This is a genomic window from Streptomyces sp. NPDC025833 (assembly GCF_055558055.1).
Map to the genome: position 1 here is coordinate 545,023 of NZ_JBVHNF010000002.1, position 20,155 is coordinate 565,177.

General features: G+C 70.1%; 18 protein-coding genes and 5 pseudogenes. 8 read left to right on the forward strand and 15 right to left on the reverse strand.

What is annotated here, in order from left to right; translation table 11 throughout:
* Positions 1-211 precede the first annotated feature (211 nt).
* From ACZ4K2_RS04990 to ACZ4K2_RS05010, 5 genes and pseudogenes are all read right to left on the reverse strand, one after another.
* Positions 212-910, reverse strand: coding sequence for a ribonuclease H family protein (locus ACZ4K2_RS04990; RefSeq protein ID WP_467479958.1), 699 nt, complete (start codon positions 908-910; stop codon positions 212-214).
* A gap of 236 nt (positions 911-1,146) precedes the next feature.
* Entirely contained in the window at positions 1,147-2,016 is an 870-nt protein-coding gene (locus ACZ4K2_RS04995) for an alpha/beta fold hydrolase (protein ID WP_467479927.1), read from the reverse strand.
* A gap of 101 nt (positions 2,017-2,117) precedes the next feature.
* Positions 2,118-2,630, reverse strand: a complete 513-nt coding sequence (locus ACZ4K2_RS05000; protein WP_467479928.1) for a hypothetical protein — start codon at positions 2,628-2,630, stop codon at positions 2,118-2,120.
* 550 nt (positions 2,631-3,180) lie between these two features.
* Positions 3,181-4,427 (reverse strand): annotated as a pseudogene (locus ACZ4K2_RS05005) (cytochrome P450 family protein).
* A gap of 844 nt (positions 4,428-5,271) precedes the next feature.
* The gene (locus tag ACZ4K2_RS05010) at positions 5,272-5,442 is read right to left on the reverse strand and encodes a hydrophobic protein (RefSeq protein WP_467479930.1); all 171 of its coding nucleotides are present in this window, start codon (positions 5,440-5,442) and stop codon (positions 5,272-5,274) included.
* Between the two features lie 140 nt (positions 5,443-5,582).
* On the opposite strand from ACZ4K2_RS05010, the gene ACZ4K2_RS05015 reads away from it, so the two are divergent.
* Positions 5,583-5,756, forward strand: a complete 174-nt coding sequence (locus tag ACZ4K2_RS05015) for a CsbD family protein (RefSeq protein WP_467479932.1) — start codon at positions 5,583-5,585, stop codon at positions 5,754-5,756.
* 433 nt (positions 5,757-6,189) lie between these two features.
* Here the strand turns inward: ACZ4K2_RS05015 and ACZ4K2_RS05020 are convergent, their stop codons facing one another.
* On the reverse strand, positions 6,190-7,041 hold the full coding sequence (locus ACZ4K2_RS05020; protein ID WP_467479934.1) for an alpha/beta hydrolase: 852 nt from the start codon (positions 7,039-7,041) through the stop codon (positions 6,190-6,192).
* Positions 7,042-7,167: 126 nt separating this feature from the next.
* Here ACZ4K2_RS05020 and ACZ4K2_RS05025 point away from each other — a divergent pair, with 126 nt between their 5' ends.
* Positions 7,168-8,100 carry a LysR family transcriptional regulator gene (locus ACZ4K2_RS05025; RefSeq protein WP_467479936.1) on the forward strand — a complete coding sequence of 311 codons (933 nt, stop codon included), beginning with the start codon at positions 7,168-7,170 and terminating at the stop codon, positions 8,098-8,100.
* A gap of 117 nt (positions 8,101-8,217) precedes the next feature.
* On the opposite strand, the pseudogene dmpG reads toward ACZ4K2_RS05025, so the two are convergent.
* The 5 genes and pseudogenes from dmpG to ACZ4K2_RS05050 form a co-directional block, all read right to left on the reverse strand.
* Positions 8,218-8,923: pseudogene (gene dmpG / locus ACZ4K2_RS05030) on the reverse strand (4-hydroxy-2-oxovalerate aldolase); the annotation flags it as partial.
* 390 nt (positions 8,924-9,313) lie between these two features.
* Entirely contained in the window at positions 9,314-10,117 is an 804-nt protein-coding gene (locus tag ACZ4K2_RS05035; protein ID WP_467479937.1) for a hypothetical protein, read from the reverse strand.
* On the reverse strand, positions 10,114-10,470 hold the full coding sequence (locus ACZ4K2_RS05040) for a PadR family transcriptional regulator (protein WP_467479940.1): 357 nt from the start codon (positions 10,468-10,470) through the stop codon (positions 10,114-10,116). The genes ACZ4K2_RS05035 and ACZ4K2_RS05040 overlap by 4 nt, the downstream gene beginning before the upstream one ends.
* A 302-nt stretch (positions 10,471-10,772) precedes the next feature.
* Positions 10,773-11,306, reverse strand: a complete 534-nt coding sequence (locus ACZ4K2_RS05045) for a GNAT family N-acetyltransferase (RefSeq protein WP_467479941.1) — start codon at positions 11,304-11,306, stop codon at positions 10,773-10,775.
* Between the two features lie 90 nt (positions 11,307-11,396).
* Positions 11,397-11,681 (reverse strand): hypothetical protein, encoded by a 285-nt coding sequence (locus ACZ4K2_RS05050; RefSeq protein WP_467479943.1) that lies wholly within the window; start codon positions 11,679-11,681, stop codon positions 11,397-11,399.
* A gap of 123 nt (positions 11,682-11,804) precedes the next feature.
* Here ACZ4K2_RS05050 and ACZ4K2_RS05055 point away from each other — a divergent pair.
* From ACZ4K2_RS05055 to ACZ4K2_RS05065, 3 genes and pseudogenes are all read left to right on the forward strand, one after another.
* Positions 11,805-12,023, forward strand: a pseudogene (locus ACZ4K2_RS05055) (hypothetical protein); the annotation flags it as partial.
* Positions 12,024-12,440: 417 nt separating this feature from the next.
* Positions 12,441-12,662, forward strand: a complete 222-nt coding sequence (locus ACZ4K2_RS05060) for a hypothetical protein (protein WP_467479945.1) — start codon at positions 12,441-12,443, stop codon at positions 12,660-12,662.
* Positions 12,663-13,438: 776 nt separating this feature from the next.
* Positions 13,439-13,570, forward strand: a pseudogene (locus ACZ4K2_RS05065) (VOC family protein); the annotation flags it as partial.
* A 315-nt stretch (positions 13,571-13,885) separates the two neighbouring features.
* Here the strand turns inward: ACZ4K2_RS05065 and ACZ4K2_RS05070 are convergent.
* Entirely contained in the window at positions 13,886-14,695 is an 810-nt protein-coding gene (locus ACZ4K2_RS05070) for a formate/nitrite transporter family protein (protein ID WP_467479947.1), read from the reverse strand.
* A 1,032-nt stretch (positions 14,696-15,727) separates the two neighbouring features.
* Positions 15,728-16,207: a DUF5680 domain-containing protein gene (locus ACZ4K2_RS05075; protein WP_467479949.1), complete on the reverse strand. Its 480-nt coding sequence runs from the start codon at positions 16,205-16,207 to the stop codon at positions 15,728-15,730.
* A gap of 565 nt (positions 16,208-16,772) precedes the next feature.
* Here ACZ4K2_RS05075 and ACZ4K2_RS05080 point away from each other — a divergent pair.
* Positions 16,773-16,875, forward strand: a pseudogene (locus ACZ4K2_RS05080) (IS5/IS1182 family transposase); the annotation flags it as partial.
* A gap of 301 nt (positions 16,876-17,176) precedes the next feature.
* On the opposite strand, the gene ACZ4K2_RS05085 reads toward ACZ4K2_RS05080, so the two are convergent.
* Complete coding sequence (locus ACZ4K2_RS05085; protein ID WP_467479950.1) at positions 17,177-17,635, reverse strand: carboxymuconolactone decarboxylase family protein; 459 nt, start codon at positions 17,633-17,635, stop codon at positions 17,177-17,179.
* A gap of 86 nt (positions 17,636-17,721) precedes the next feature.
* On the opposite strand from ACZ4K2_RS05085, the gene ACZ4K2_RS05090 reads away from it, so the two are divergent.
* Entirely contained in the window at positions 17,722-18,597 is an 876-nt protein-coding gene (locus ACZ4K2_RS05090) for a sigma-70 family RNA polymerase sigma factor (RefSeq protein WP_467479951.1), read from the forward strand.
* A 96-nt stretch (positions 18,598-18,693) separates the two neighbouring features.
* On the opposite strand, the gene ACZ4K2_RS05095 is transcribed toward ACZ4K2_RS05090, so the two are convergent.
* A complete protein-coding gene (locus tag ACZ4K2_RS05095) occupies positions 18,694-18,996 on the reverse strand; it encodes a hypothetical protein (RefSeq protein ID WP_467479953.1) in 303 nt (100 codons plus the stop codon).
* 539 nt (positions 18,997-19,535) lie between these two features.
* Here ACZ4K2_RS05095 and ACZ4K2_RS05100 point away from each other — a divergent pair.
* Positions 19,536-20,060, forward strand: coding sequence for a P-loop nucleotide/nucleoside kinase family protein (locus ACZ4K2_RS05100; RefSeq protein WP_467479955.1), 525 nt, complete (start codon positions 19,536-19,538; stop codon positions 20,058-20,060).
* Positions 20,061-20,155 lie beyond the last annotated feature (95 nt).

Genomic DNA, 20,155 nt, shown 5'->3' on the forward strand with positions numbered 1-20,155 from the left:
CCGGGACGACAACCGGGCCGGGCAGGACCGGCGTCAACCGGGGCGGCCCAGTGGGGAATGGGGGGACTTTCTCCCTCCGGCGCCTCCGGGCGGGCATGCGCCGTCACCACAGGACCACTCCTCGGGAGGACCCGCGGGGCGCCGGCTGTCTGCCGGCGGGCGGCACGCGGACCTGCCGGACCACACCGCGTACCGCGCGTTCGACGTCCGATCAGACCACGGCGGTGCGGCACTCCGGGTGGCCCCAGCCCTGCGCGTTCTTGGCGATCTTCTCGCCGGCCGCGTAGGACCGGCCGCACGGGCAGCGGCCGGCGAACTTCGCCTTGATGGTGCGGGCGGACGTGCCGCCGCCGGTACGGCGGGGCGCCTTCCCGCGCGCCGCGCCGGCCGCCTTGGGGGTGTCGGGCGACGACGGGGGCTCGGGCGAGCCGAGCGCGCTGCCTGCCTGCTCCTGGACGGAGGCCGCCTGGCTGGCGGCGCGGTCGGCGAAGTCGTTCAGCGGGTCCCCGTCGATCTGGTGCGCCGGGACGTACCGGAACTCCACCGACCGGCCGCCGAGGAGTTCGTCGATGCGGACCACCAGGTCCTGGTTGGCGACGGGCTTGCCCGCGGACGTCTTCCAGCCGTTGCGCTTCCAGCCGGGCAGCCAGGTGGTGACGGCCTTCATCGCGTACTGGGAGTCCATGCGGATCTCCAGCGGCACGTCGGCGTCGACGGCCGTGAGCAGCCGCTCCAGGGCCGTCAGTTCCGCGACGTTGTTGGTGGCCCGGCCGAGCGGGCCCGCCTCCCACCGGGCGGGGGTCCGCTCGTCGTCGTCCGAGATCACCCACGCCCATCCGGCCGGCCCGGGGTTGCCCTTCGAAGCCCCGTCGCACGCGGCCACCACACGTTCACGCATGCGCCCGATGATGTCATGGCCGCGGGACGGCCCGTTCCGGGGCGGGTCACACGTCCGTGGCCCCCGGCGGCTCGCCCTCGGTGGTCGTGACGTCGATCACCGGGAAGTCGGCGCCCCGCGGGTCGCCGAGCGCGACGAACCGCCCGAAAGTTGCTTCATCAGCGTATAGCTCAGGTGCCAGCTCACCAGCTTGTGGCTCCGGCCGTCCGCCAGTACTTCGCCTGCGGCGGAACGTCACTACTCGGATTTCAGGCGGCTGCCGCACCCCGCCGGGCGAGCCAGAAGTCGAGGAGGGCGGAAGCCACTTCAGCGGGTTTATGCACGTTGGGAGAATGCCCGCCGCCCTCGATCCGGACGAATGTGGCGCCCAGCTGACGGGCCATCCGCTCCACTCCGTCAGGGTCCCACGTCTCGTCGGGAGTGCCGGAGATCACCGACACGGGAACGGCCATCCGGACCAGGTCAGCCGTAGTGTCCGTCTCGTCCAACATGTGTTGCGCGACGGCCGCCAACTGGCTCGGGCTGTTGCTCATCCACCTTCGTTCCAGGAAGCGTTCGACGTCCTCGGGCACAGACTCGTCCTTGCTTCGCACGAACGGCCAGATCTCGGTCGGGGACATCGATTCCACGACGGAGAGCAGCAGTTGCAGGCGTTCCCGCTGCCAAGAAGAGACCGTGCCGGGACCGAAGTTCATCAGAGTGAGCGACGCCCAGAGAGAGGGGTCCCCCTGAGTCGCGATGACCGCCGCGCGGACGAGACTCCCCCCGTACGAGTGACCCAGCAGATGCACCGGGCCCGCGCCCAGGGAACGGGTAACGGCTACCAGATCGGCGGCCAGGTCATCCTGGGAGTACGAGGGCGTCGACGAGGCGTCACCGGTCTCGTACTGACCTCGGCAGTCCACGGCCAGTACACGTACGCCGTCGGCGCTCAGGGCGGGCAGCATAGGGAGAAAGTCCTCTTTGCTGCCCATGAAGCCAGGTACGAGCAGGGCCGTCCCCCGTACAGGGGCATGACCAGCAGGTGGGACATCCAGGGCGGCGAAGACGCCCCGCTCTGTTCGAAGACGCACCGGGCGCGCATGGTCCGGTGCTTCCAGGCTCAGCAACTGGCTCATGAGCAGCATGATAGGCACGGCCGCCGAGCAGTCGGAGCCACTGCCTCAAGCGAGGGCGAACGCCCAACCTGTTTGTTTCGAGGTCCAGTTCGAGGGCCGTTCTATCCTTCGAGCTCTCCGCGTGGTTCAGGTACCGTCGCGTGCGGTTCATCGCGGTGCCAGCCGCCAAAGCGCCCGAGGGCTTTCCACAGCCTCTTCTCACCGTTCCGCTCGGTCTGCCTACTGGACTCCCAGGTGAGAATCTCCCGCCCGTACACGCTGCGAGCCAAGTCGTTCACGTCGTTCTCGATAATGCGCAGATGTTTTCCCAGCCTCTGGATACCGTCGTTGCTGTCCCGCAGGTACAGATACGCGACCAGGAGCACGAGCCCGACAACGAGGATACGCCACAGCCCGTGGCTACCGCCGAGCGTTGCTGCGATGGCGGTGGCCGCACCGGCGTATCCGGCCAGTTGTTGTCGGGCCCCGATCCTCTGGACCACCTCGGACCGTAAGGATTCGTACTCCTTCATCCGAAGCTCGATGATTTCAACAGTCTTCTCGTGCTCGCTTGTGCTCCCGCTCACGGCACCCCCTTGTCGCTGAGCAATATGCCCACCCTTGAAGACAGCCACGCCTCCTCCACAGCAGGAACCGTGCGGTGACCTCCGTTTCGGTGGGTTGTGCCAGGCTGTGACCCGTCTTGCAAGATCCGCATCCTTGAGGGATGTGAACGTGCCCATGCCTTCGTCGATCACCTCGGGCCAATAGACCGATGCCGCACTCAGCCCCCGCTGGGTCGCCTGCTCAATGCAGGGGTCCATTCACCCCCGTCGTACAGCCTCGGATGTGTCAATGAAGAAACCGGGGAGCCGGATCAGGCGGCGGATACCTCCATCAGGCCATTTTGTTTTCCTGGATCAATATCGGGCGGCCGGCACCAGCGATCGCCGGAATGCCGAGATGAACAATGCCGCAGTCGGCCGGGCTCGATCGAGCTGTGCGAGCTTCTCCTCGGCGCCGGCAGGGCTGACCTGGAGCCTTCCATCCAGCCCGCCCTGCGGTCGCTCGCAGGCGGATCGGGCGCCGCACAGGAACTACGCGAGGGTATCGAGGCACTCCCGCGTTCTGATCCGGAAGCGCCCGGCAGGCGGGCGTCCCGCCGGCTCGCCTGCCGGGTGCCGATCAGCGACCCATCGGCCGCAGGCGTACCGGGAGGCTTTGGTGGCCGTTGCTGATGAGTGAAGGGTACGGCAGCAACTCCGCCGCGGGCACCGCCAGTTCGATCCGCGGGAACCGCTCGAAGAGCAGGCGCAGGGCGGTGGTGACCTCCATGCGGGCGAGGGGAGCACCGAGGCAGAAGTGGACGCCGTGGCCGAAGGCGAGGTGGTCCTTCGAGGCCCTGGTCGGGTCGAAGGCGTCGGCGGTCGGCCCGTGCCAGTCCGGGTGCCGGTTGGCGGCGCCGTAGGAGGCCAGGATGGCTTCGCCGTGGGCGATGACCTGGCCGTCGGGCAGCGGGATGTCCGCGAGGGCGTAGCGCAGCGGAAGGTGCTTGGCGGCGGGCTCGTGCCGCAGTGTCTCCTCGACGATGTCGGTCCAGCTCACTCGGCCGGCCCGGAGGTGGGCCAGGTGCCGGAGGTCGGTGAGCAGGGCGGTGATCGCCTGGTCGATGACGTTGACGGTGGTCTCGTAGCCGGCGCTGATCACCAGGAGCAGGGTGTCGCGTAGTTCGGTGCCCGACAGCGGGCTTCCGTCGCCCTCCTCGTCGCGGGCGGCGAGGAGCAGGCTCGTCATGTCGTCGCCGGGAGTGTGGTGCTTGGCTGCGATGAGCCGGTCGAGCGCTGCGTAGAGGGCGGCGGTGTTGGCCTCGGCCTGCTTGGTGGTGAGGGTGGTGGTGAAGACGCCGTCGATCAGCACGCGGAAGCCCATGCGCTGGTCGTGGGGCACGCCCATGAGGTCGCCGATCACAGCGACTGGGAGCGAGCGTGCCAGGTGTCTGCGCAGGTCGACCGGTGCGGTGGCAGGCAGGGAGTCGAGCCGGTCGAGGAGCGATGCCACCGTCTCCTCGACGAAGGGACGCATCGCCTCGACGCGGCGGGCGCTGAAGGCGGGCGCAACCATGCAGCGCAGCCTGCGGTGGTCGGGGCCGTAGGCCGTGAACATGTTCCTGACCGCCACCCAGAGGGCGAGCGGCCAGGTGGCGACGGTCTCGGCGAAGGCCGGCCAGTGCGCTGCGCCGTCCTTGGAGACGTCCGGACTGGTCAGCAAGCGTTTCAGGAGAGCGGTTCGGTGACGGCCCAGGCGGTCACGCCGAGGACGTCCACGCGGGTGGCCGGACCCCGGGCGCGAAGGGCCCGGTATTCGGCGTGGTGGTCGGAGCCGGTGGGGTCGAGGACGAACGCTGGCTGGTACGCCGGCTGCTGCTCGGTCACGAGTGCGGCCTCCTTCGGCGGACGGTGGGGTCCCGGGGCACGCGACGGGAGAGTGCCGGATGCGCGCGTGTGATCGTGTCCGAGTGCCTGGGCATCGCCGTGTCCGTGTCGCGTCCCAGCAGATGGTTACCCTGCCGCCCGCTCGGAGCAATCCACTCCGAGCGGATGGCATAGGACAATTTGCCCCTGGTGGTGCCGTGCGGTGGTCGCCCCGTTCCGGTGGCGGACAGGACAACCGCCCGGTGCCGTCCCCATCGGCCTGTCGGCTACCCGGATCCTTACCGCCGCCCTGCGCGCCGAAGCGGACCGACTGGAGACTCCGGGCGCCGGCGGAACCCTGAGCAGCGCGTCACCGACGTCACCAAAAATGAAGTACCTGCCGCCTATGCCACGCTCGTGCATCGCGCGCGTGGTCAAAGCCATCGGCAACTGGAACAGGGACGTACGCGAGGAGGCCCGTCAGGCGGCAACGGTCACCGCGCGCGCCGTCGGCGGCGGGCGGTTCTCGAACGCGGTGGCCCACAAGATCGCTGACGCCGTACTTGACTCTTTCCGCCCACCCATGACCAGGGCCATGGCCGCGCCGGCAGACGAGCACACCCGGCCGTTAGAGGACGAACGCACTTTGGAAGTCCTGTCCTTGATCTCCAGGCTCCGTGACCGTGCTGCGGAGAGCCGCGAGCTGCGCTTGTCCGTCCCGCCCCCGGCTGCCACGCATCTGCCCCGGTTCCCGTTTCAGACGCATCGACCTGGTGTGCTACCTGGGCGGCGCCCGCACATGCCTCGTGGGGCCCGGCCGTTCAACCGGCCGGGCCCCACGAGGCAGACGTGTGTGGTGTCGGATTCACCATCGGTACCAGCGGCCGCGACCGCCGCCGGCATTCGTGGAGCGCGCCACGAACCCGAGCAGCCACACCACCAGGACGGCCAGAGCCACCCACCAGAGAATCTTGAGGGCGAAACCGGCGCCGAAAAGGATGAGCGCGAGAAGCAGTACAAGCAAAAGGGGAACCATGGTTATCAGCCTCCTGACCCGCCGTATGCCCCTCACCATGCAGGGCATTCCTCGCCCGCACCTCTGTTTACGAGGAGTGAGCCGGGGCACGAGCCGGTCAGCGCATACAGCGAACGAAGACTTCGAGGAGGCTGTCCTTCATGAGCACCGGTGAGAAGGCCAAGGCAAAGAGCGAGCAGGCCAAGGGCAAGGGCAAGGAAGCCGTGGGCAGCGCCCTCGGCAACGACCGGATGGCCGCCGAGGGACAGGCGGAAAAGAGCACCGGCGACGCCCGCGAGGCCAAGGAAAAGACGAAGGACGCCTTCAAGCACTGACATCCCTCCCACACCTCAGTCCTCAAGAATTCAGGGGGCCTTCCGTCAACCGGAAGGTCCCCTGAATCGTTTGGCCGGCCGCAGGGCCACCGCCCCAACCCGGTCATCAGGGCAACGCCGTCGCCCCTCTCTTCCGGCCGCCGGATGAGGATGACCGCACCGGATCGCAGCACCCCGAACGCCTCCCCCCGCAAGCCTGAGTTGCAAGGAGCCCGGCGCTGTGGGCCCGCTCGCGCGTCCAGGTCGTTGCTGTGGACATGGGGCGGGGTGATCTGACAGATGCCGAGTGGGCACGGTTGCGGCCCTTCCTGCCGGTCAGTGACAGGCGTTGTGACAGGCGGCGGGGGCACGGCAGGACGAGCCGCCCGCCGTCAGCGGCCGCGAGCCGTCTTCTCCCGCTCGGGGACGGGGAACCTCACGGACCGATGCCGGCTCACGAGGCGAGGGCCGCGGCGAGTTCGCTCGGCCGGGCGGCGAACGGACTGTGGCTGCCGGGCAGGGTGCGCACGGTGAACGGGTTACCGGGAAAGGCCCGGTCGGCTTCCGCGATCATCAGATCCTGCGTGGCCGGTGCCAGCGCCCGGTCATCGGCACAGCGCAGGAAAGTCCGTGGGACACGCCCCCACCGTGCCGCGGTCAGGGTGACCGGAGCCGTCGGGATCGCCAGGGGAAGATCGGGGCTCAGCGCGGACCGCCACCGGTCGAAGCGGTCCAGAGGGGTGTCGTGATAGTGGGTTTCGCGCAGTTCGTCGAGGTAGGCGGAGTCCGGTGAGAGCGGATTGATCCGTACGGCGCCCAGGGCCTCGGGGTCGCCGAGGTTCAGGTTCCGGCCCAGCGCGGTGGCGTTCTCGGGTGCGCCCAGGTAGTCGAAGAACCGCGGCCGCCCGCCCGGGACGAACGCGGACAGGTAGACGATCCGGTCCACCAGTTCCGGCGCCCGCTCGGCGGCCAGGGACGCGGGACCGCCGCCCGCGCTGTGCGCGACGAGCACGACAGTGCGATGGTGACGCACCTGGCGCTGGCGCAGGACGCTCAATACCGCCTCGGCGCAGTCGTCCATCGTCAGGGTGGCGAGCTGTGACTTCTCGGTCAGCAGGCCCGGCTGGCCCGGCAGCAGGTATCCGGTGGGAAGGGGTGCGTCGAAGCCGTGCCCCGGCAGGTCGACGGCCACGCTCGCAGCGCCCAGTCCGGCCAGCGCGCGCTGCGTCGCCGCCCACTGTCCGGAGCTGTGCCAGGCGCCATGCACGAAAACGAAGACGGTGTCGGTCAGGGATGCGTTCTTCATGGCTCCATTCCAGAGCGGAACCACAGCGCCATCCAATCAAAGATCTGGTAAGCGGCCTGGCGATATCTTTGAGGTATTGCCGGTGGCCGACGGCATCGCTGAGATCGACGGAAGGGAGGGCGGGTCATGGAAGCGCGACACCTGCGGTACGCGGTTGCTCTCGCCGAACACGAACATTTCGGCCGGGCGGCCGGCGCGCTGGGCATCGCGCAGCCGCCGCTGTCCAAGCAGATCGCCGACTTGGAGCGCGAGGTCGGAGCCCGGCTGTTCGACCGCACACGTCAGGGGGTGTTCCCAACCGCCGCCGGCGAGGCGTTCCTCGTGCGGGCGCGCCGGGCGCTCGACGAGATCGCGGCGGCCGCGGTCGACGCGGGCCGGGCCGCGCGCGGCGAGACGGGATGTCTGCGCCTCGGCTTCGTCGCCTCGGCCCTGCTCGACCCGCTACCTGATGTCCTGAGCCGGTTCGGCCGGGAGCGGCCCGACGTCAGAGTGGAACTGCACGAGATGGCGACCAGCCACAGCAGCACAGCTCTCGTCGCCGGGGAACTGGACGTGGCCATCACCCTCGGCCCACCACGAGGCGCCGGAGCCGAGCATCTCGTGTCCGTTGCGATCGGACGCGACCACGTGATCGCCGTGGTGAGTACGGCGCACCCGTACGCGGGTCAATCGTCGGTGAGTACAGACCAGTTGCGGCGACAGCGGTTGATCGTGTCGGCCGGCAAGGACGAGCCCGCCGTCGTCGCCGGACTGCGTGCCCTGCTGGGCGCGGACTCATCGGCTCTCGGCGGCGCTACCGTCGCGAGGGACGTGCACACGATCATCGGTCTCGCCGCGTCCGGCGTGGGCGTCGGCCTGGGGCCCTCTCGCATGAGGGCGGCCCCGCGTCCGGGAGTGCGGTTCTGTGAAGTGACCCCGCGCACGCCCCTGCCCGATCTTGTCCTGTCCTTCGCGGCCCGCGCTCACTCCCCGGTGCTGCGCGCCTTCCTCGACATCATCCGGAAGAACTGCCCAGACGTCGGTGCCGCACTCGACGACCGGCTTCGGCCCCACACCTGATGTGGGCCGGTCGTCCCTTCGCATCCGCGTGTCCGGCCCTCCGGCCCTCTGTCCGCCCCGGTTGGTGATGCCGTCGCCGCCGGACGGCCACAGGTTCCTGGCACCGGCCATTCCCAGTCAGCCGACCGAGTCGGCCGCCGCGAGGTCGAACGCGATGTCCGTGATCATGTCCTCCTGGCCGTCGGCCATCTTGCGCCGGCCGACCTCGACGAGGATCGCGCGGGTGTCGAGGCCGTGTCGGCGAGCGGCGGCCTCGGCGTGGCGCAGGAAGCTGGAGTACACGCCCGCGTAGCCGAGGGTGAGCGTCTCGCGGTCGACGCGGACCTCGCGGTCCTGCAGGGGGCGTACGACGTCGTCGGCGGCGTCCATCAGGGGGAACAGGTCACAGCCGTGCTCCCAGCCCATCAGGTCGGCGACCGCGATGAACGCCTCCAGCGGGCAGTTACCAGCTCCGGCGCCCTGGCCGGCGAGGGAGGCGTCGACGCGGGCGAAGCCACTTTTCGACGGCGACGACGGAGTTGGCGACACCCAGGCCGAGGTTGTGGTGGGCGTGAATGCCGATGCCGGTGTCCGGGTCGAGGACATCACGGTAGGCGCGATCGCGATCGCGGTCGCTGTCCATGGTCAGGCGGCCGCCGGAGTCGGTGACGTAGACGCACCGGGCTCCGTAGGACTCCATCAGCTTGGCCTGGCGGGCCAGTTCGGCGGGTTCAGCCATGTGGGACATCATCAGGAACCCGGCCACGTCCATGCCCAGGTCGCGGGCGGCCGCGATGTGCTGGGCGGAGATGTCGGCCTCGGTGCAGTGGGTGGCGACGCGGACGGGGCTACCCGATCCATATGACGTCCAGCACGGACAGGCGCCGGGTGAGCGGGCTGATCACGTACGCAACGGACATCTGCCCGACGGACACGGCGCCGACATCCTCGCCTTCCGGGTCGCCGAACAGGCAGCCGCCCCGCCCCGATCGCGACTCGGGGCGGGGCGGAGCGACGGGGTGGAGCCAGGCCAGAGGAGCCGAATCTTTGCAGGTGCCTTACGTGGTCAGGGCGCCGCAGGGAGAAGCCGCCGTCGCCTCCGCACAGGGCGAAGGCCCACCCGGCGCGCTCGCCCAAACTGGCCCAGTACGGGACGTTGGCGGATTGGTGCAACGCCGCGTTGAACGTGTCGGGAGACATGACGCCGAGACCGGGATCCGCCCCCCGGCCTCACTCAGCGTACGGCCCGGCGCCCGGACCTCGTCGCCCTGCCCGCGCCCCAGGCGAGCGTGAGGAGGACGACGACGATGCCGAGCCCCGCCGGCGAGCCGGTGGGCGCCCCGGTCCAGGGCACGGTCGCCACCAGGACGGCGAGGGCGTGTCGGGGGTGGCTGTCGTGGGCAGCCACGCGGATCGCCAGGACGGCCATGGCGGGGAGGAGTTGGCCGGCCATGCCGAGCGCCGGGGTGGTGGCACCGGCGAGGGCTCCGGCGAACCAGGGCAGCCAGGTCAGCACGGCGAGGGCGACGGCGAGCCGGCGATCGGCGCGCCCGGGCCGGGCCGCGCCGGGCATCAGGACGACGAGGGCCAGCAGCGGGATCAGCCACGACGACACCTGTGCGCCGCCGGCCAGTGCGGCCACGGCCAGCGCGCTCAGCAGCCGGACCTGCGGCCAGCGGCCCGCGCAGGCCAGCGCACCGGCCAGCAGGACAGCCAGGGCCACCAGCGTCCCGCCCGGCCGGAGGTGGCCCGTCCCGGCGACGGCGCCGGTCAGCCGGGTGGCGGCCAGCGAGACCGCCGCCGCCAGGGAGTAGGGGGCGGCGGCGAGCGCGAAGCGGCCGAGGGGCTGTCCGCCGCCGGTGCCCGTCCTGACGCGCAGCGCGTGCGCGGCGATGTCCAGTTGCTCCCGCAGCCGGGCGCGTGGTCCGGCACCGTCGGTGGCGTCCCGGTACATCTGCGCGAGTTCCTCCTCGTGCGACGCGCGGTAGCGACGCGGGTAGAGGGACAGGACGAACGCGGATCTCTGGGCGTCGTTCACGCGGTGGCTCCGGTCGGATCGGTGGAGGCGAATTTCTTCAGGCGGCGCGTGGCCTCCCGTGCGGTGGCGGTCAGGCGCCGGACCTCGTCGGCCAGGGTCCGGCGTCCGTGCGGGGTGAGCGTGTACGTGCGCCGCAGACGCCCCTCGACGCGCTCCTCCGAGAACACCTCCACCAGCCCTTCGGCCTGGAGGCGCTCCAGGGAGCCGTAGAGCGTCCCGGTCCGCAGCCGGACCCGGCCCTGGGAGATCTCCGAGACCTCCTGGGCCAGGGCGTACCCGTGGCGAGGAGCGTCCGCCAGTGCGGTGAGGATGAGCAGGGTCGGCTCCTGCATGGATCTACTGCGATCGGCCATGCCCGCCACCATAGTCAGTTGAACGGACTATGGGAAGCCGCCTGATCTACGAAGACACGACACGGCAGCAGAAGCGCATACCCGCCCCCTCACCGGCACCGACGCTCGCAGGCCGCAGGTCCTGCTGCTGCGCGGGGGCGTCGCCCCCAGACGGTTCCGGCGCGGCTCAGCCGCCGGACGCGGCCTCGGCCGGTGCGCAGCCTCATCCTGAGGCCGGAGCGAACTCCCGGATCAGGTCGAACCCGTACAGGGGCGTGGGAACAGGGGCCGGCTGTCTTGTGATGATCGATGGCTCGGCCGGTTCACGCCTGGAACTCGGTGAGATCGATGGCGTGAACGCGCAGGGGGTAGCCATACACCGGGTGTGCCGTCTCCCGCTCGGGCACCATGCCGAGCTTGCGGATGACGTTCTCGGAGGCGTCGTCCCCCACCCGGTTGATGCTGATGACGTGGTCCAGGCCGCGGTCCTGGAGCGCGAACTCCAGCGTGGCGTGCGCGGCTTCGGACGCGTATCCCTGGCCCCAGAACTGTGAGCCGATCCGCCAGCTGATCGCCACGGCGGGCATCACCTCCGGCAGGAACTCGGGCACGGACAGTCCCGTGAAGCCGATCAGCTCGCCCGAGGCCAGCAGTTCGACGGCGAAGAGTCCGAAGCCCTCCTCGTCCCACTCCTCCTCCCACCGCTCGATGTCCTCGACCGTGTGGTCCAGGTCGCGCGCCGAGCCGTCGTCGATCCAGTACATGACCCGTGGGTCGGCGTTGATGTCCGCCATCGGCGCGAGGTCGTCGTCGTGCCAGCTACGGAGGAGGAGGCGGGGGGTGCGGATCTCGGTCATGCGCCCATCCTGCCGAAGGCAAACGCCTCATTGGTAATCCGGCCCCGACCGAGTGCCGCTTGGGCGCGCCGAGGCAGGTTGGCGTCCGGCTCATGCGGGCAGGCGTCCATTACGCGGGCGGCCAGCCGGGCGTTCCGGTGCCGGGCGGTCAGTCAGCAGCCGCACAGTGGCCTCGACCGCCCAGCCCCGCCACTCCCCCACACCCGTGGTACCGGTTTCGGCGGCGGGTGGGTGGGCGACGAGCACCCGGTCGTGCGGACCGGCATCCGCGGCGGCGATCTGCGGCCAGGCCCGCAGCCGCTCGGCCGGCGGGAGGTCGGCCGCGGCGTCCACCGCGGCGAGGTCGAGGAGCGCGCAGGCCGGCAGCAGACGCATGTCGAGACCGGGCCCAGGACAACTGTCTCGCCCAGGACGCGGACCTCGTCCGGGTCGACGGAGGCGTGCCCCTCGTGACGGCGGGGAGAACTACGCGACAGTCGTCCGGATGGAGACCGGCACCGGAACACCCCGCGTCGCGAGCAGGCCGGGCCGGGACGTCCACCCGGGAGGCGGACCATACTGCTGCCAGGCCCCGGCAGGTGGCTGCCGACACCGGGCCGACGGGCGGCACCGCCCGGGACCAAGAACCGCCATCCCGCCCCCCGTTACAACGTCGGCAAGACCGTCAAACACCCCGAGACCCTCAAGGCCATCGGCAGACCTGGCAGATCCCGGTAACTCAAGCAAGGGGCGAGCATCGGGCTGAGGTGCGACTGACACACGCCGCAGCATGTGCAGTCCCGATCAGCCATGCTCTCTGCCCGCAGGGACGTGCCGAAGCATTGGGTATGCGCCACCGAATCCCACCAACGTGCGGGCAGTCCCTGCCTGGCACACGGGCCGGTCAGCAGCACCGACTCACCGCCACCTCCGTCGTCACCGGCCTGGCAGAAGAACGCCGACCGTATTTCTTCCGGTGGAACTGCCTGGGCCGATCCCTTCCATCGTGATCGACTGGGCCTGCCGCAGGGACGCTGCCCCGCACCGGCGGACACCCCTACCGTCGACGCACAGCGCCCCTGCCTGGAGCCTTTCGGTGCTCCAGGAATGAAAAGCCGGATATGTCGAGCAGCAACGCGAAAGGCAAGAGCCAGCATGAAGCAGAAGATCATTTCGATTGCCGGTGCCGTGGCCGGTGGTTTCGTCATCGCGGCCGCGGTCACGGGCCAGGTGTCCGCGTCGGACCGCGGACGGCCCGTCCCCACTCCGGCCCCGCACGCGACCGTAGCCTTCGGTGACCAGCTGTCCGCGTCCGATTCCGACCTCGTCGAGCCGCTCGGTGAGTGGGGAGTGGGCCGGCGGACGCCGCGCGCCTGACGCGGGCCTTCTGACTGATCAGACACAGGGCCGCCGTCCGTCATCCGCTGCGCGTGGTCGCCACCGTTCCGGCCCGCGCGCAGCGAGACGGCGAGCCGCAGGAGCCGATGCGCCGCATAAGCCTCCTGGGCGGCCGGCTCGGTGGTCCTCAGCTGTCGACCAGCCCACCCACCTGTGGAACAGTCGGCGCATGGGGGATACGACCCCGGTGATTCCGGGGTACACGAGCGTTATGATCTTCTTCAGTAACCGGATCGGCTGCCTGGGCTCCCTGCTCATCAGCGCGGTAGCGACCGCGATCCTCTTCATTATCTTCGCGCGCTGATTCAGGTGCTCAGGCAGGTTCCGGTACCGGGCGCAGCGACGCGAGCGAAGAGCGCTGCCTTACCCCAACGTGCGCCGCTGCTCGCCGTGCGCCCCGGTACAGGCCGGGACGACCGCATCGACGGGTGCCGCGGTCGGGCGACCACAGGACCGGCCATGAGGCCCGGGCGCGGGCTTGATCGGGTGCGTCGCAGTGGGGCTGGAGATGACCCTTTGGTGTTGCAGTTGCCTCGGGAGTGACGGGCCGGCCCGGTACGGCGGCACACATCTTCCGGCCTGGTCCGTTGTCGGCCCTGGTCCGTTGTAGGCCAAGAGGCACGAGGCCACGAGGTGGCCGCGACATCCGCCGACATCCAACCCGGTGATCGGCCAACGATCGGGCAACGCTGCGTCGGCCTCCGTGTCATCATCCCCACATGCCTCCCGGCCGGCCCAGCCACCTCGACGTATGAGTGGTCCGCTTCGCCCGGCCGACAGCCAAGTACGACGACGTTCCGGTCTTCTACCGTGACGTCCTCGGCTTGCCGGTACTCGCCCAATGGCGCGGCCACCACGGCTATGACGGCCTCGTCCTCGGCCTGCCCGGCACCCCGGTGCGCATGAAGCTCCTGCAGCACGGTGCCCCACCCCGCATCCCCGGGCCGCACCCGGAGAACCATCCGTCCGCGTCCCGGGGACAGCCGGCGTCGAGCGACTCGACTCCTTGCAGCCAGCCCGGCAGACGGCCCGGCCCGGTCCCGGGCCACCCGACACACCCTCGGCAGGCAGGACCCGGTGGGCCGAGGGCGCCACCGTCGGCCCGCTCGCCCTGGGAGCCGCGTCGTGGGCAGGAACCGTACGCCCACCTCACCCACCGGCGTCAGTGCGGCGCTCTGGGATCGCGAGCCGCGCGTCCGCCGTCAGGAGTCGGTCCGCGTCGCCGCTTTCTCCTCGCCGAGCACCGCGGAGCTGCGGACCAGACGCAGCGCCGTGGTCAGCACCAGGCCGCCGACGACGTTACCCAGTACGGCCCAGGCCAGCCACAGCAGCCAATCGGCATAGCCGTACGACGTGCCACCGGCGTGCAGGCCGGCGAAGGCGATCAGCGAGTCCAGAACCGAGTGCCACAGACCCAGCCCGGCCAGGACGAACGCCGCGACGATCGAAGCGGTGAGCTTGCCGGTCATGGATTCGGTGCCGTGGTGCATGCGGGTCATGAGCGTGATGACGCCACCACCCAGCAGGCTCAGACAGAACGTCTGCAGGGAGTAACCGCCCTCGATGAAATGCGCGCCCAGGGCGGCGGCGGTGCGGTGCAGATCCGGATAGGCCTGCATGACCAGCCAGGTGAAGGCCCAGCCGCCGAGCAGGTTCATCACCAGGACCGTGCCCCACAGCCGCAGCAGGTCGAGTCGGCTCGCCGCGCCCGCGACCACGGTGGCGACGGGGACCAGGAAGCCTTCCGTGAACAGCTCGCTGTGGCCGAGCAGCAGGGCGATGAGACCGACGGAGAACGCCAGCCCGGCCAGCAGCTCGCTACCGGTCTGCTGGCGCACCGCCAGCAGTGCGAGGATGCCGACACCGACGTCGATGCCGCCGAGAAGTGAGGTGGCGATGAGCGAGCTCCAGGTGCGGTGCAGGCGGGGCGCGCCCTCGGCGATCATCCGCTCCGCCGCCTCGGCGATGCGGCGCTCACCCGGGCCGCGCATGATCTGCTCGTCCGGTTGCATGCTGTTTCCCTCCTCCCTCAACGCGGGCGCGGCAGTCTGCGCCGCGAGGAGCCCGACGGCGCGCTTCCCCGGAAGCCGACCGTGCCGACATGCACGAATTTCCGGCCGTCCGGGAATGCCCGACGGGTAGGTGTGGTTGGACAGGACGTGATGGTGAAGGGGACAGTGTCCCCGGGCCTCATTTATAGCCTGCAGGGACGATCGTTCGGCTGAAGCCCTGCAGAGCCTTTCGCCGCGTAGGCGACCCGCCCTTCACGATCACGCCCCCGCGGGTTCAGCCCCGGCCGGCACGCCGGTCGGGGCTGTCCCGTTCCAGTGGCCCGCCCGTTGAGCCCTGCCCGTGAGGGCGTCGTCCCCGGACGCGTCCCGCGGTACGGCCGGTGCGGCGCCCAGGACCGCCGCGAGCAGGCCGGGGGGCGCCGCTCCAGTTCTTCGCCGCGGATCCGGCTCACCCGGGTGTTGCCCCGTAGCTGCGTTTCGACGAGGCCGCTCTCGCCGGGCCGAGAACCGCGGGCGCGGCGTGACACCAGTGGCGTCCCCGTGGCCGAATCTCATAGCTTGTGCACTCGTGACTGATGCCGCGAAGATGCGCCCGAATCCGCACGACCTCGGCCGGGTGTTCAACGAGGTGCCGGAGCTCTACGACCGAGTCCGGCCGGGATACCCCGACGAGCTGGTCGAGCGCCGGTGCATGCTCGGCGTCCGCCGCGTCCTTCAGCAGCTCCGCGGCCAGGACCGGCCACTCCCCGTCCCGCACCAGCACTGGCAGCATGCGCGCGTCCAGCGAGCCGCCGGCCGACGCGGGAACCTGCTTGCCCGGCCGACGCCCCCCGGGGTGAGCCGACGCGGTGACGTACGGAGGGCAGCGAGGGGACGCCGGCGCAGGTGAAGGCGCCGTCCAAGGCCAGGTGCAGCAGGCGCGCCCGCGCAACCACCCCGGCCCCCACCGCCGGAGGTGTTCCGCCCTTCCGGGAACGTGATGTCTCCGTCTCCTCCAACCGGCTGCACCGTCACCACGTCACATCCTCACTGTCAGTCGAGTATCCGGCCGCCGTGGTAGCGCAGTTCGTAGGCGCGGACACCGGCGGCCGTGGTGATGTACTCGATGCCCCGGAACCGGGTGACGGTGCCCATGTTCTCGTCCGTGTAGGTGTGGGCGCCGACCGTGTGGATGTGACCGCCGAGGAAGCGGTCCTGCGCGTAGAGGGCGCGCAGGGACGCGGTGACGACCTCCCCGGCGACGGCCGCGTCGATGTCGCCGGTGAGGACCGTGCCGTAGTAGTTCATCCCCCACACGGGTCGCCCGCGCATGTGGACGGTCTCCTGGCCCAGGAAGTCGGTCCCCCCGAAGTAACTGTCCCGGTAGACGAGGTCGCCCTCCCGGTACTCCAGGTCGTGCGAGGCTAGCCGTGAGGACGCGGCCTGCCCGCCACCGGTGACGTAGGTGGCGGCCTTGGCCCGAACGACGAAGGCTTCCAACTCGTCGGATGTGATCGGCGCTTGAATTTCCATGCCGGCGTTCTACCACCCGGGTCTGACAACCGGCCCTCGCATGACACCGCCGGGGCGCGCGGCGGGCGGCCAGAGCAGCAGTCACAACGCGGGCCCACGCCTTCCACGGGCGCGCACCCTGCCGACGGGCCCGGGCCGACAGCGGCCATAGCGGGGTACGTCGCGCGTAATTGGAGCCACGCTTGGCCAGGACGGCTCCCGGCGAGGTTCAGCACCTCGTCGCGCAGGGCGTGCGCGTGGTTGCCGTCCAGCGGAACGGGTTCCCAGAGGGTCGGGCTGTCGTGTCCTTCGGCGCTCACCCAGCGCAGGGCAGCGCTTGAGGTGATCGGGGAGACGTAGACCCGAACGGCGACGGGGCGGTGGCGCTCCTCCGACGCGCGGCCCAGGTCCGGCCTGCCGTCTTCAGCGAGGTGCTGGGCGGGCTGGTCATGGCCGGAACCGTGGCTGATCGTCATCACCGGGTGGTCCCTCCGTCAATGCCGGCAGGTGTTGACCGGGGGCGGGAATACAACGAGGGGTGCCGTTGCCCGGCGAGCCGGATTGTGGTGGGGCGGCGGGTTAGGCGCGTGACCTGCCGGAACGCCACGGGTCCTGGAAGACGGTCTATGAACGGCAGCGCCGCTGTTCGGCGGGCGGCACCTGGGACCGGATCCTGCAGGCGGTGGCGGGGGACCCGTCCGAGAAGCCGCGGCTCCCTTCCTCGACTGGACGGCCCCCACATCGACGGGTAGGACGGCGTGGCCGGGGTGTGCTTGGGGGGCGGCGTCGGAGCACCCCCGCATCGGCGGGGCAGAGCCCGGTCGCCCTCGGTGCCGTCCGTGGACGGAACACCCCCGCGTCGGCCTCCCCAGACGAGACGTCAGGCAGATGGCCGCGGAGGAGCGCCGATCGCGAGGCGCGTATCATCCCCGCCGCGGCCGGGCAGTCGTTTCGCCGGCGAAGCCTCAGTGAGTAAGAGCCGCGCTGGGCTCAGCCCCAGGTCTTGCCGGCCGGTTCCTTGATGCTGCGGTTGATCCGGTTGAAGAAGTTGGTCAGCGCGATCTCCAGGTTGATCGCGCCGATCTGCTCCTCGGTGAAGTGGGCGTTGACCTCTTTCCACATCTCGTCGGTGACGCCCGGCGCACCGTCCTGCAGCCGGGTGGCGGCCTCGGCCAGCGTCAGTGCCGCCCGTTCCGCGTCGGTGTAGAACGGCGCCTCGCGCCACGCCGCTACGCCGTGCAGCCGCTCGTCGGTGTCACCGGCCTTCTTCCCCCCGGCGACGCTGGCGTAGACGCACGCCGAGCAGCCGTTGACCTGGCTGGCGCGGAGGTGGACCAGCGCGAGCAGCTTCGGATCGACACCGCCGGCGGCGATCGCCTTCTGCAGGTGCTGGATCGCGGTCCACACGTCGGGGTTGTTCGTGTTCTTGTTCTTGAGCCGGTTTTCCATGTCGGAGTGCTCTCCTTCGACGGGTTACGTTGCGGCGTCTGTGCGCGTCATCCCTATGACGGAGCAACTTCCACGGAGGTAACACCATGGCCGGCACCCACCGCGCGGACCCGATCGCCGATGCCTTCGAGTCCCACCGTGACCGGCTCCGCGCGGTCGCCTACCGCTTGCTCGGATCACACGCCGACGCGGAAGACGTGGTCCAAGAAGCGTGGCTGCGTCTGTCCCGCCAGGACACCGACACCATCGACAACCTCGGCGGCTGGCTGACCACCGTGGTCGGCCGCATCAGCCTCGACGTCCTGAGGTCGGGCCGGACGCGACCGGAAGTCTCCCTCGACGACCGGCTGCCCGAATGCACCGTGACGCTCGACGACGCTCCCACTCCGGAAGACGTCGCGGCGATCGGGGACTCCGTCGGCCTCGCGCTCCTCACGGTCCTCGACTCGCTGCGCCCCGACGAACGACTGGCATTCGTGCTGCACGACGTGTTCGCCGTGCCTTTCGCGCAGATCGGCACCATTCTCGGCAAATCCGCCGACGCCACCAAAATGCTCGCCAGCCGCGCCCGCAGGAAGGTGCAGGCCGCTCAGCAGCCGGCAAGCGCCGGACGAGAACAACGCGAGGTGGTGCAAGCCTTCCTTGCCGCAGCCCGCGACGGCCGGTTCGAGCAGCTACTGCAGGTTCTCCACCCCGAAGTGGAGTTCACCGTCCACACCCCGAACGGCACGTTCGTCACGCTCGGAGCCACCGAAGTCGCCACCCGCGCGCGCCTGGCCGGCAGCGCGGCACGAGGACATGCGGCAAGCATCGACGGCCGCCCCGGCGTCATCTCCTGGAGCGAGAACGGCAGCCCGCTGTCCCTCCTCGTCTTCACCGTCGCCGACGGCCACATCACCAAGATCACCGCCGTGGTCGACCCGGCCGAACTCGCGCTCATGGACCTGCCAGACCCGGTGTGACCACCTACCGACGAAGGCCGCGCGTACTCGAAGTGGTCCACGCCCGGTCCGCGGAGACGTTGCACTCAGCCTCTGAGAAAACCTCACTGACAGTCCTCACACAGGTGCGGGTGTGACTGCCGCCTGCTCGAGTCCCGTGTGTAGCCGATCGCCTCCACCGGTCGTCGGTGAACGTCTGCCCGCAGTCGGCACGCCGCCCGCCGGGCGGGACCCGCCGGATGGCTTCCCGTTCCTCGCGGCTTCACCGCTCTTGCAGGCGGCCTGGCCGCAGGGCAGGTAGGCATCTCGGCAATCATTGCCGATCGTCTCCCGCAGCAGCTGGCGGCGGTCGCGGCCGAGATGCCAGAAGGCGGGCTCGACCGGGCGGTGCTCGCGCAGTTCCTCCAGCGTGATCGCCATGAGCGAAATGGAGCGATCGTAGGGGTGGTAGCCGCCTGCGGGATGTCACCGCCCCTGTCTGGCCGGCACGAGGCACGAGCGGCCAACGAAGGGCCGGGACGGCACCGGACGAACGGATCGCCTGCCTGGAGCAGACCACGCGTCATCGTCGCCGTGTGGGCGGACGGTCAGTCGGGCACCGCGTCGGGGGTGGGGTAGATGGTCAGGACCTGTTCCGCGCCGGTCAGGGCCAGCAGCACACGGTCGCCGTCGGTGAGCAGCAGGGGCTACAAGGTGTCGACGGGGAGGACTACGGTTCCATGCCGATCATCGTGGAGCCGGACGGAGCACCCGCGCGTCGGCGGCGAGGACCAGACGCATCACCCGCAGGTCCTCCCGCAGGAGCAAACAGCCCGCCTCCCGTCGAGGCAAACCGGGACTGATCGTTCTCAGGTTCACGGTCAGCGACTCCACCCGGACCGGCCCACATCCCTGACCGGCGCCAACTCTCCAACAACACCGCGTACTTCGCCCCTTTCCGACTCCGGCAGGATGAGCACATGCTCATCGTGATCGGCGGACTGCCCGGCACAGGCAAGACCACCCTGGCGCGACTGCTGGCCGCGCGTATTGGCGCGGTCCACCTACGCGTCGACACCATCGAACAGGCCATCGTCCGCTCCGGCCTGGCACGACATCCCGTCGGACCGGCCGGCTACGTCATCGGATACGCCCTGGCCGGTGAACACCTCCGGCAAGGGCTCACCGTGATCGCGGAATCTGTGAACCCTCTGGCAGTCACCCGCGACAGCTGGCAAAGCGTGGGTATCCAGGCGGCTGTCCCCGTTGCCGAAGTGGAAGTCGTCTGCTCGGACGCGGACGAGCACCGACACCGGGTGACCACGCGATCGACAGACATCCCCGACCTGCCACTGCCCGATTGGCAGCAGGTCCTCAACCGCGACTACGAACCGTGGAACCGTGAGCACATCGTCATCGACACCGCCGGACAAGACCCGCACCAGTCACTCGCCCGGCTCCTTCACCATCTTGATCACACCCTGCAAACGCCAAACGAGCCCTAATACTCCAGCAGCGTTTCGCTATCTTGCCTGGTCACAGGCATCGCCGGGAGTGTAGTGGGCTGCTGGAACGTCAGGGGCGGTCTTGCCGGACCGCC

Excerpts from the sequence above, each read along its gene's own strand:
- ACZ4K2_RS04995 (WP_467479927.1), bottom strand. The coding sequence starts at position 2,016 with ATGAGCCAGTTGCTGAGCCTGGAAGCACCGGACCATGCGCGCCCGGTG.
- ACZ4K2_RS05010 (WP_467479930.1), bottom strand. The coding sequence starts at position 5,442 with ATGGTTCCCCTTTTGCTTGTACTGCTTCTCGCGCTCATCCTTTTCGGC.
- ACZ4K2_RS05015 (WP_467479932.1), top strand. The coding sequence starts at position 5,583 with ATGAGCACCGGTGAGAAGGCCAAGGCAAAGAGCGAGCAGGCCAAGGGC.
- ACZ4K2_RS05020 (WP_467479934.1), bottom strand. The coding sequence starts at position 7,041 with ATGAAGAACGCATCCCTGACCGACACCGTCTTCGTTTTCGTGCATGGC.
- ACZ4K2_RS05025 (WP_467479936.1), top strand. The coding sequence starts at position 7,168 with ATGGAAGCGCGACACCTGCGGTACGCGGTTGCTCTCGCCGAACACGAA.
- ACZ4K2_RS05040 (WP_467479940.1), bottom strand. The coding sequence starts at position 10,470 with ATGGCCGATCGCAGTAGATCCATGCAGGAGCCGACCCTGCTCATCCTC.
- ACZ4K2_RS05045 (WP_467479941.1), bottom strand. The coding sequence starts at position 11,306 with ATGACCGAGATCCGCACCCCCCGCCTCCTCCTCCGTAGCTGGCACGAC.
- ACZ4K2_RS05050 (WP_467479943.1), bottom strand. The coding sequence starts at position 11,681 with ATGCGTCTGCTGCCGGCCTGCGCGCTCCTCGACCTCGCCGCGGTGGAC.
- ACZ4K2_RS05060 (WP_467479945.1), top strand. The coding sequence starts at position 12,441 with ATGAAGCAGAAGATCATTTCGATTGCCGGTGCCGTGGCCGGTGGTTTC.
- ACZ4K2_RS05070 (WP_467479947.1), bottom strand. The coding sequence starts at position 14,695 with ATGCAACCGGACGAGCAGATCATGCGCGGCCCGGGTGAGCGCCGCATC.
- ACZ4K2_RS05075 (WP_467479949.1), bottom strand. The coding sequence starts at position 16,207 with ATGGAAATTCAAGCGCCGATCACATCCGACGAGTTGGAAGCCTTCGTC.
- ACZ4K2_RS05085 (WP_467479950.1), bottom strand. The coding sequence starts at position 17,635 with ATGGAAAACCGGCTCAAGAACAAGAACACGAACAACCCCGACGTGTGG.
- ACZ4K2_RS05090 (WP_467479951.1), top strand. The coding sequence starts at position 17,722 with ATGGCCGGCACCCACCGCGCGGACCCGATCGCCGATGCCTTCGAGTCC.
- ACZ4K2_RS05095 (WP_467479953.1), bottom strand. The coding sequence starts at position 18,996 with ATGGCGATCACGCTGGAGGAACTGCGCGAGCACCGCCCGGTCGAGCCC.
- ACZ4K2_RS05100 (WP_467479955.1), top strand. The coding sequence starts at position 19,536 with ATGCTCATCGTGATCGGCGGACTGCCCGGCACAGGCAAGACCACCCTG.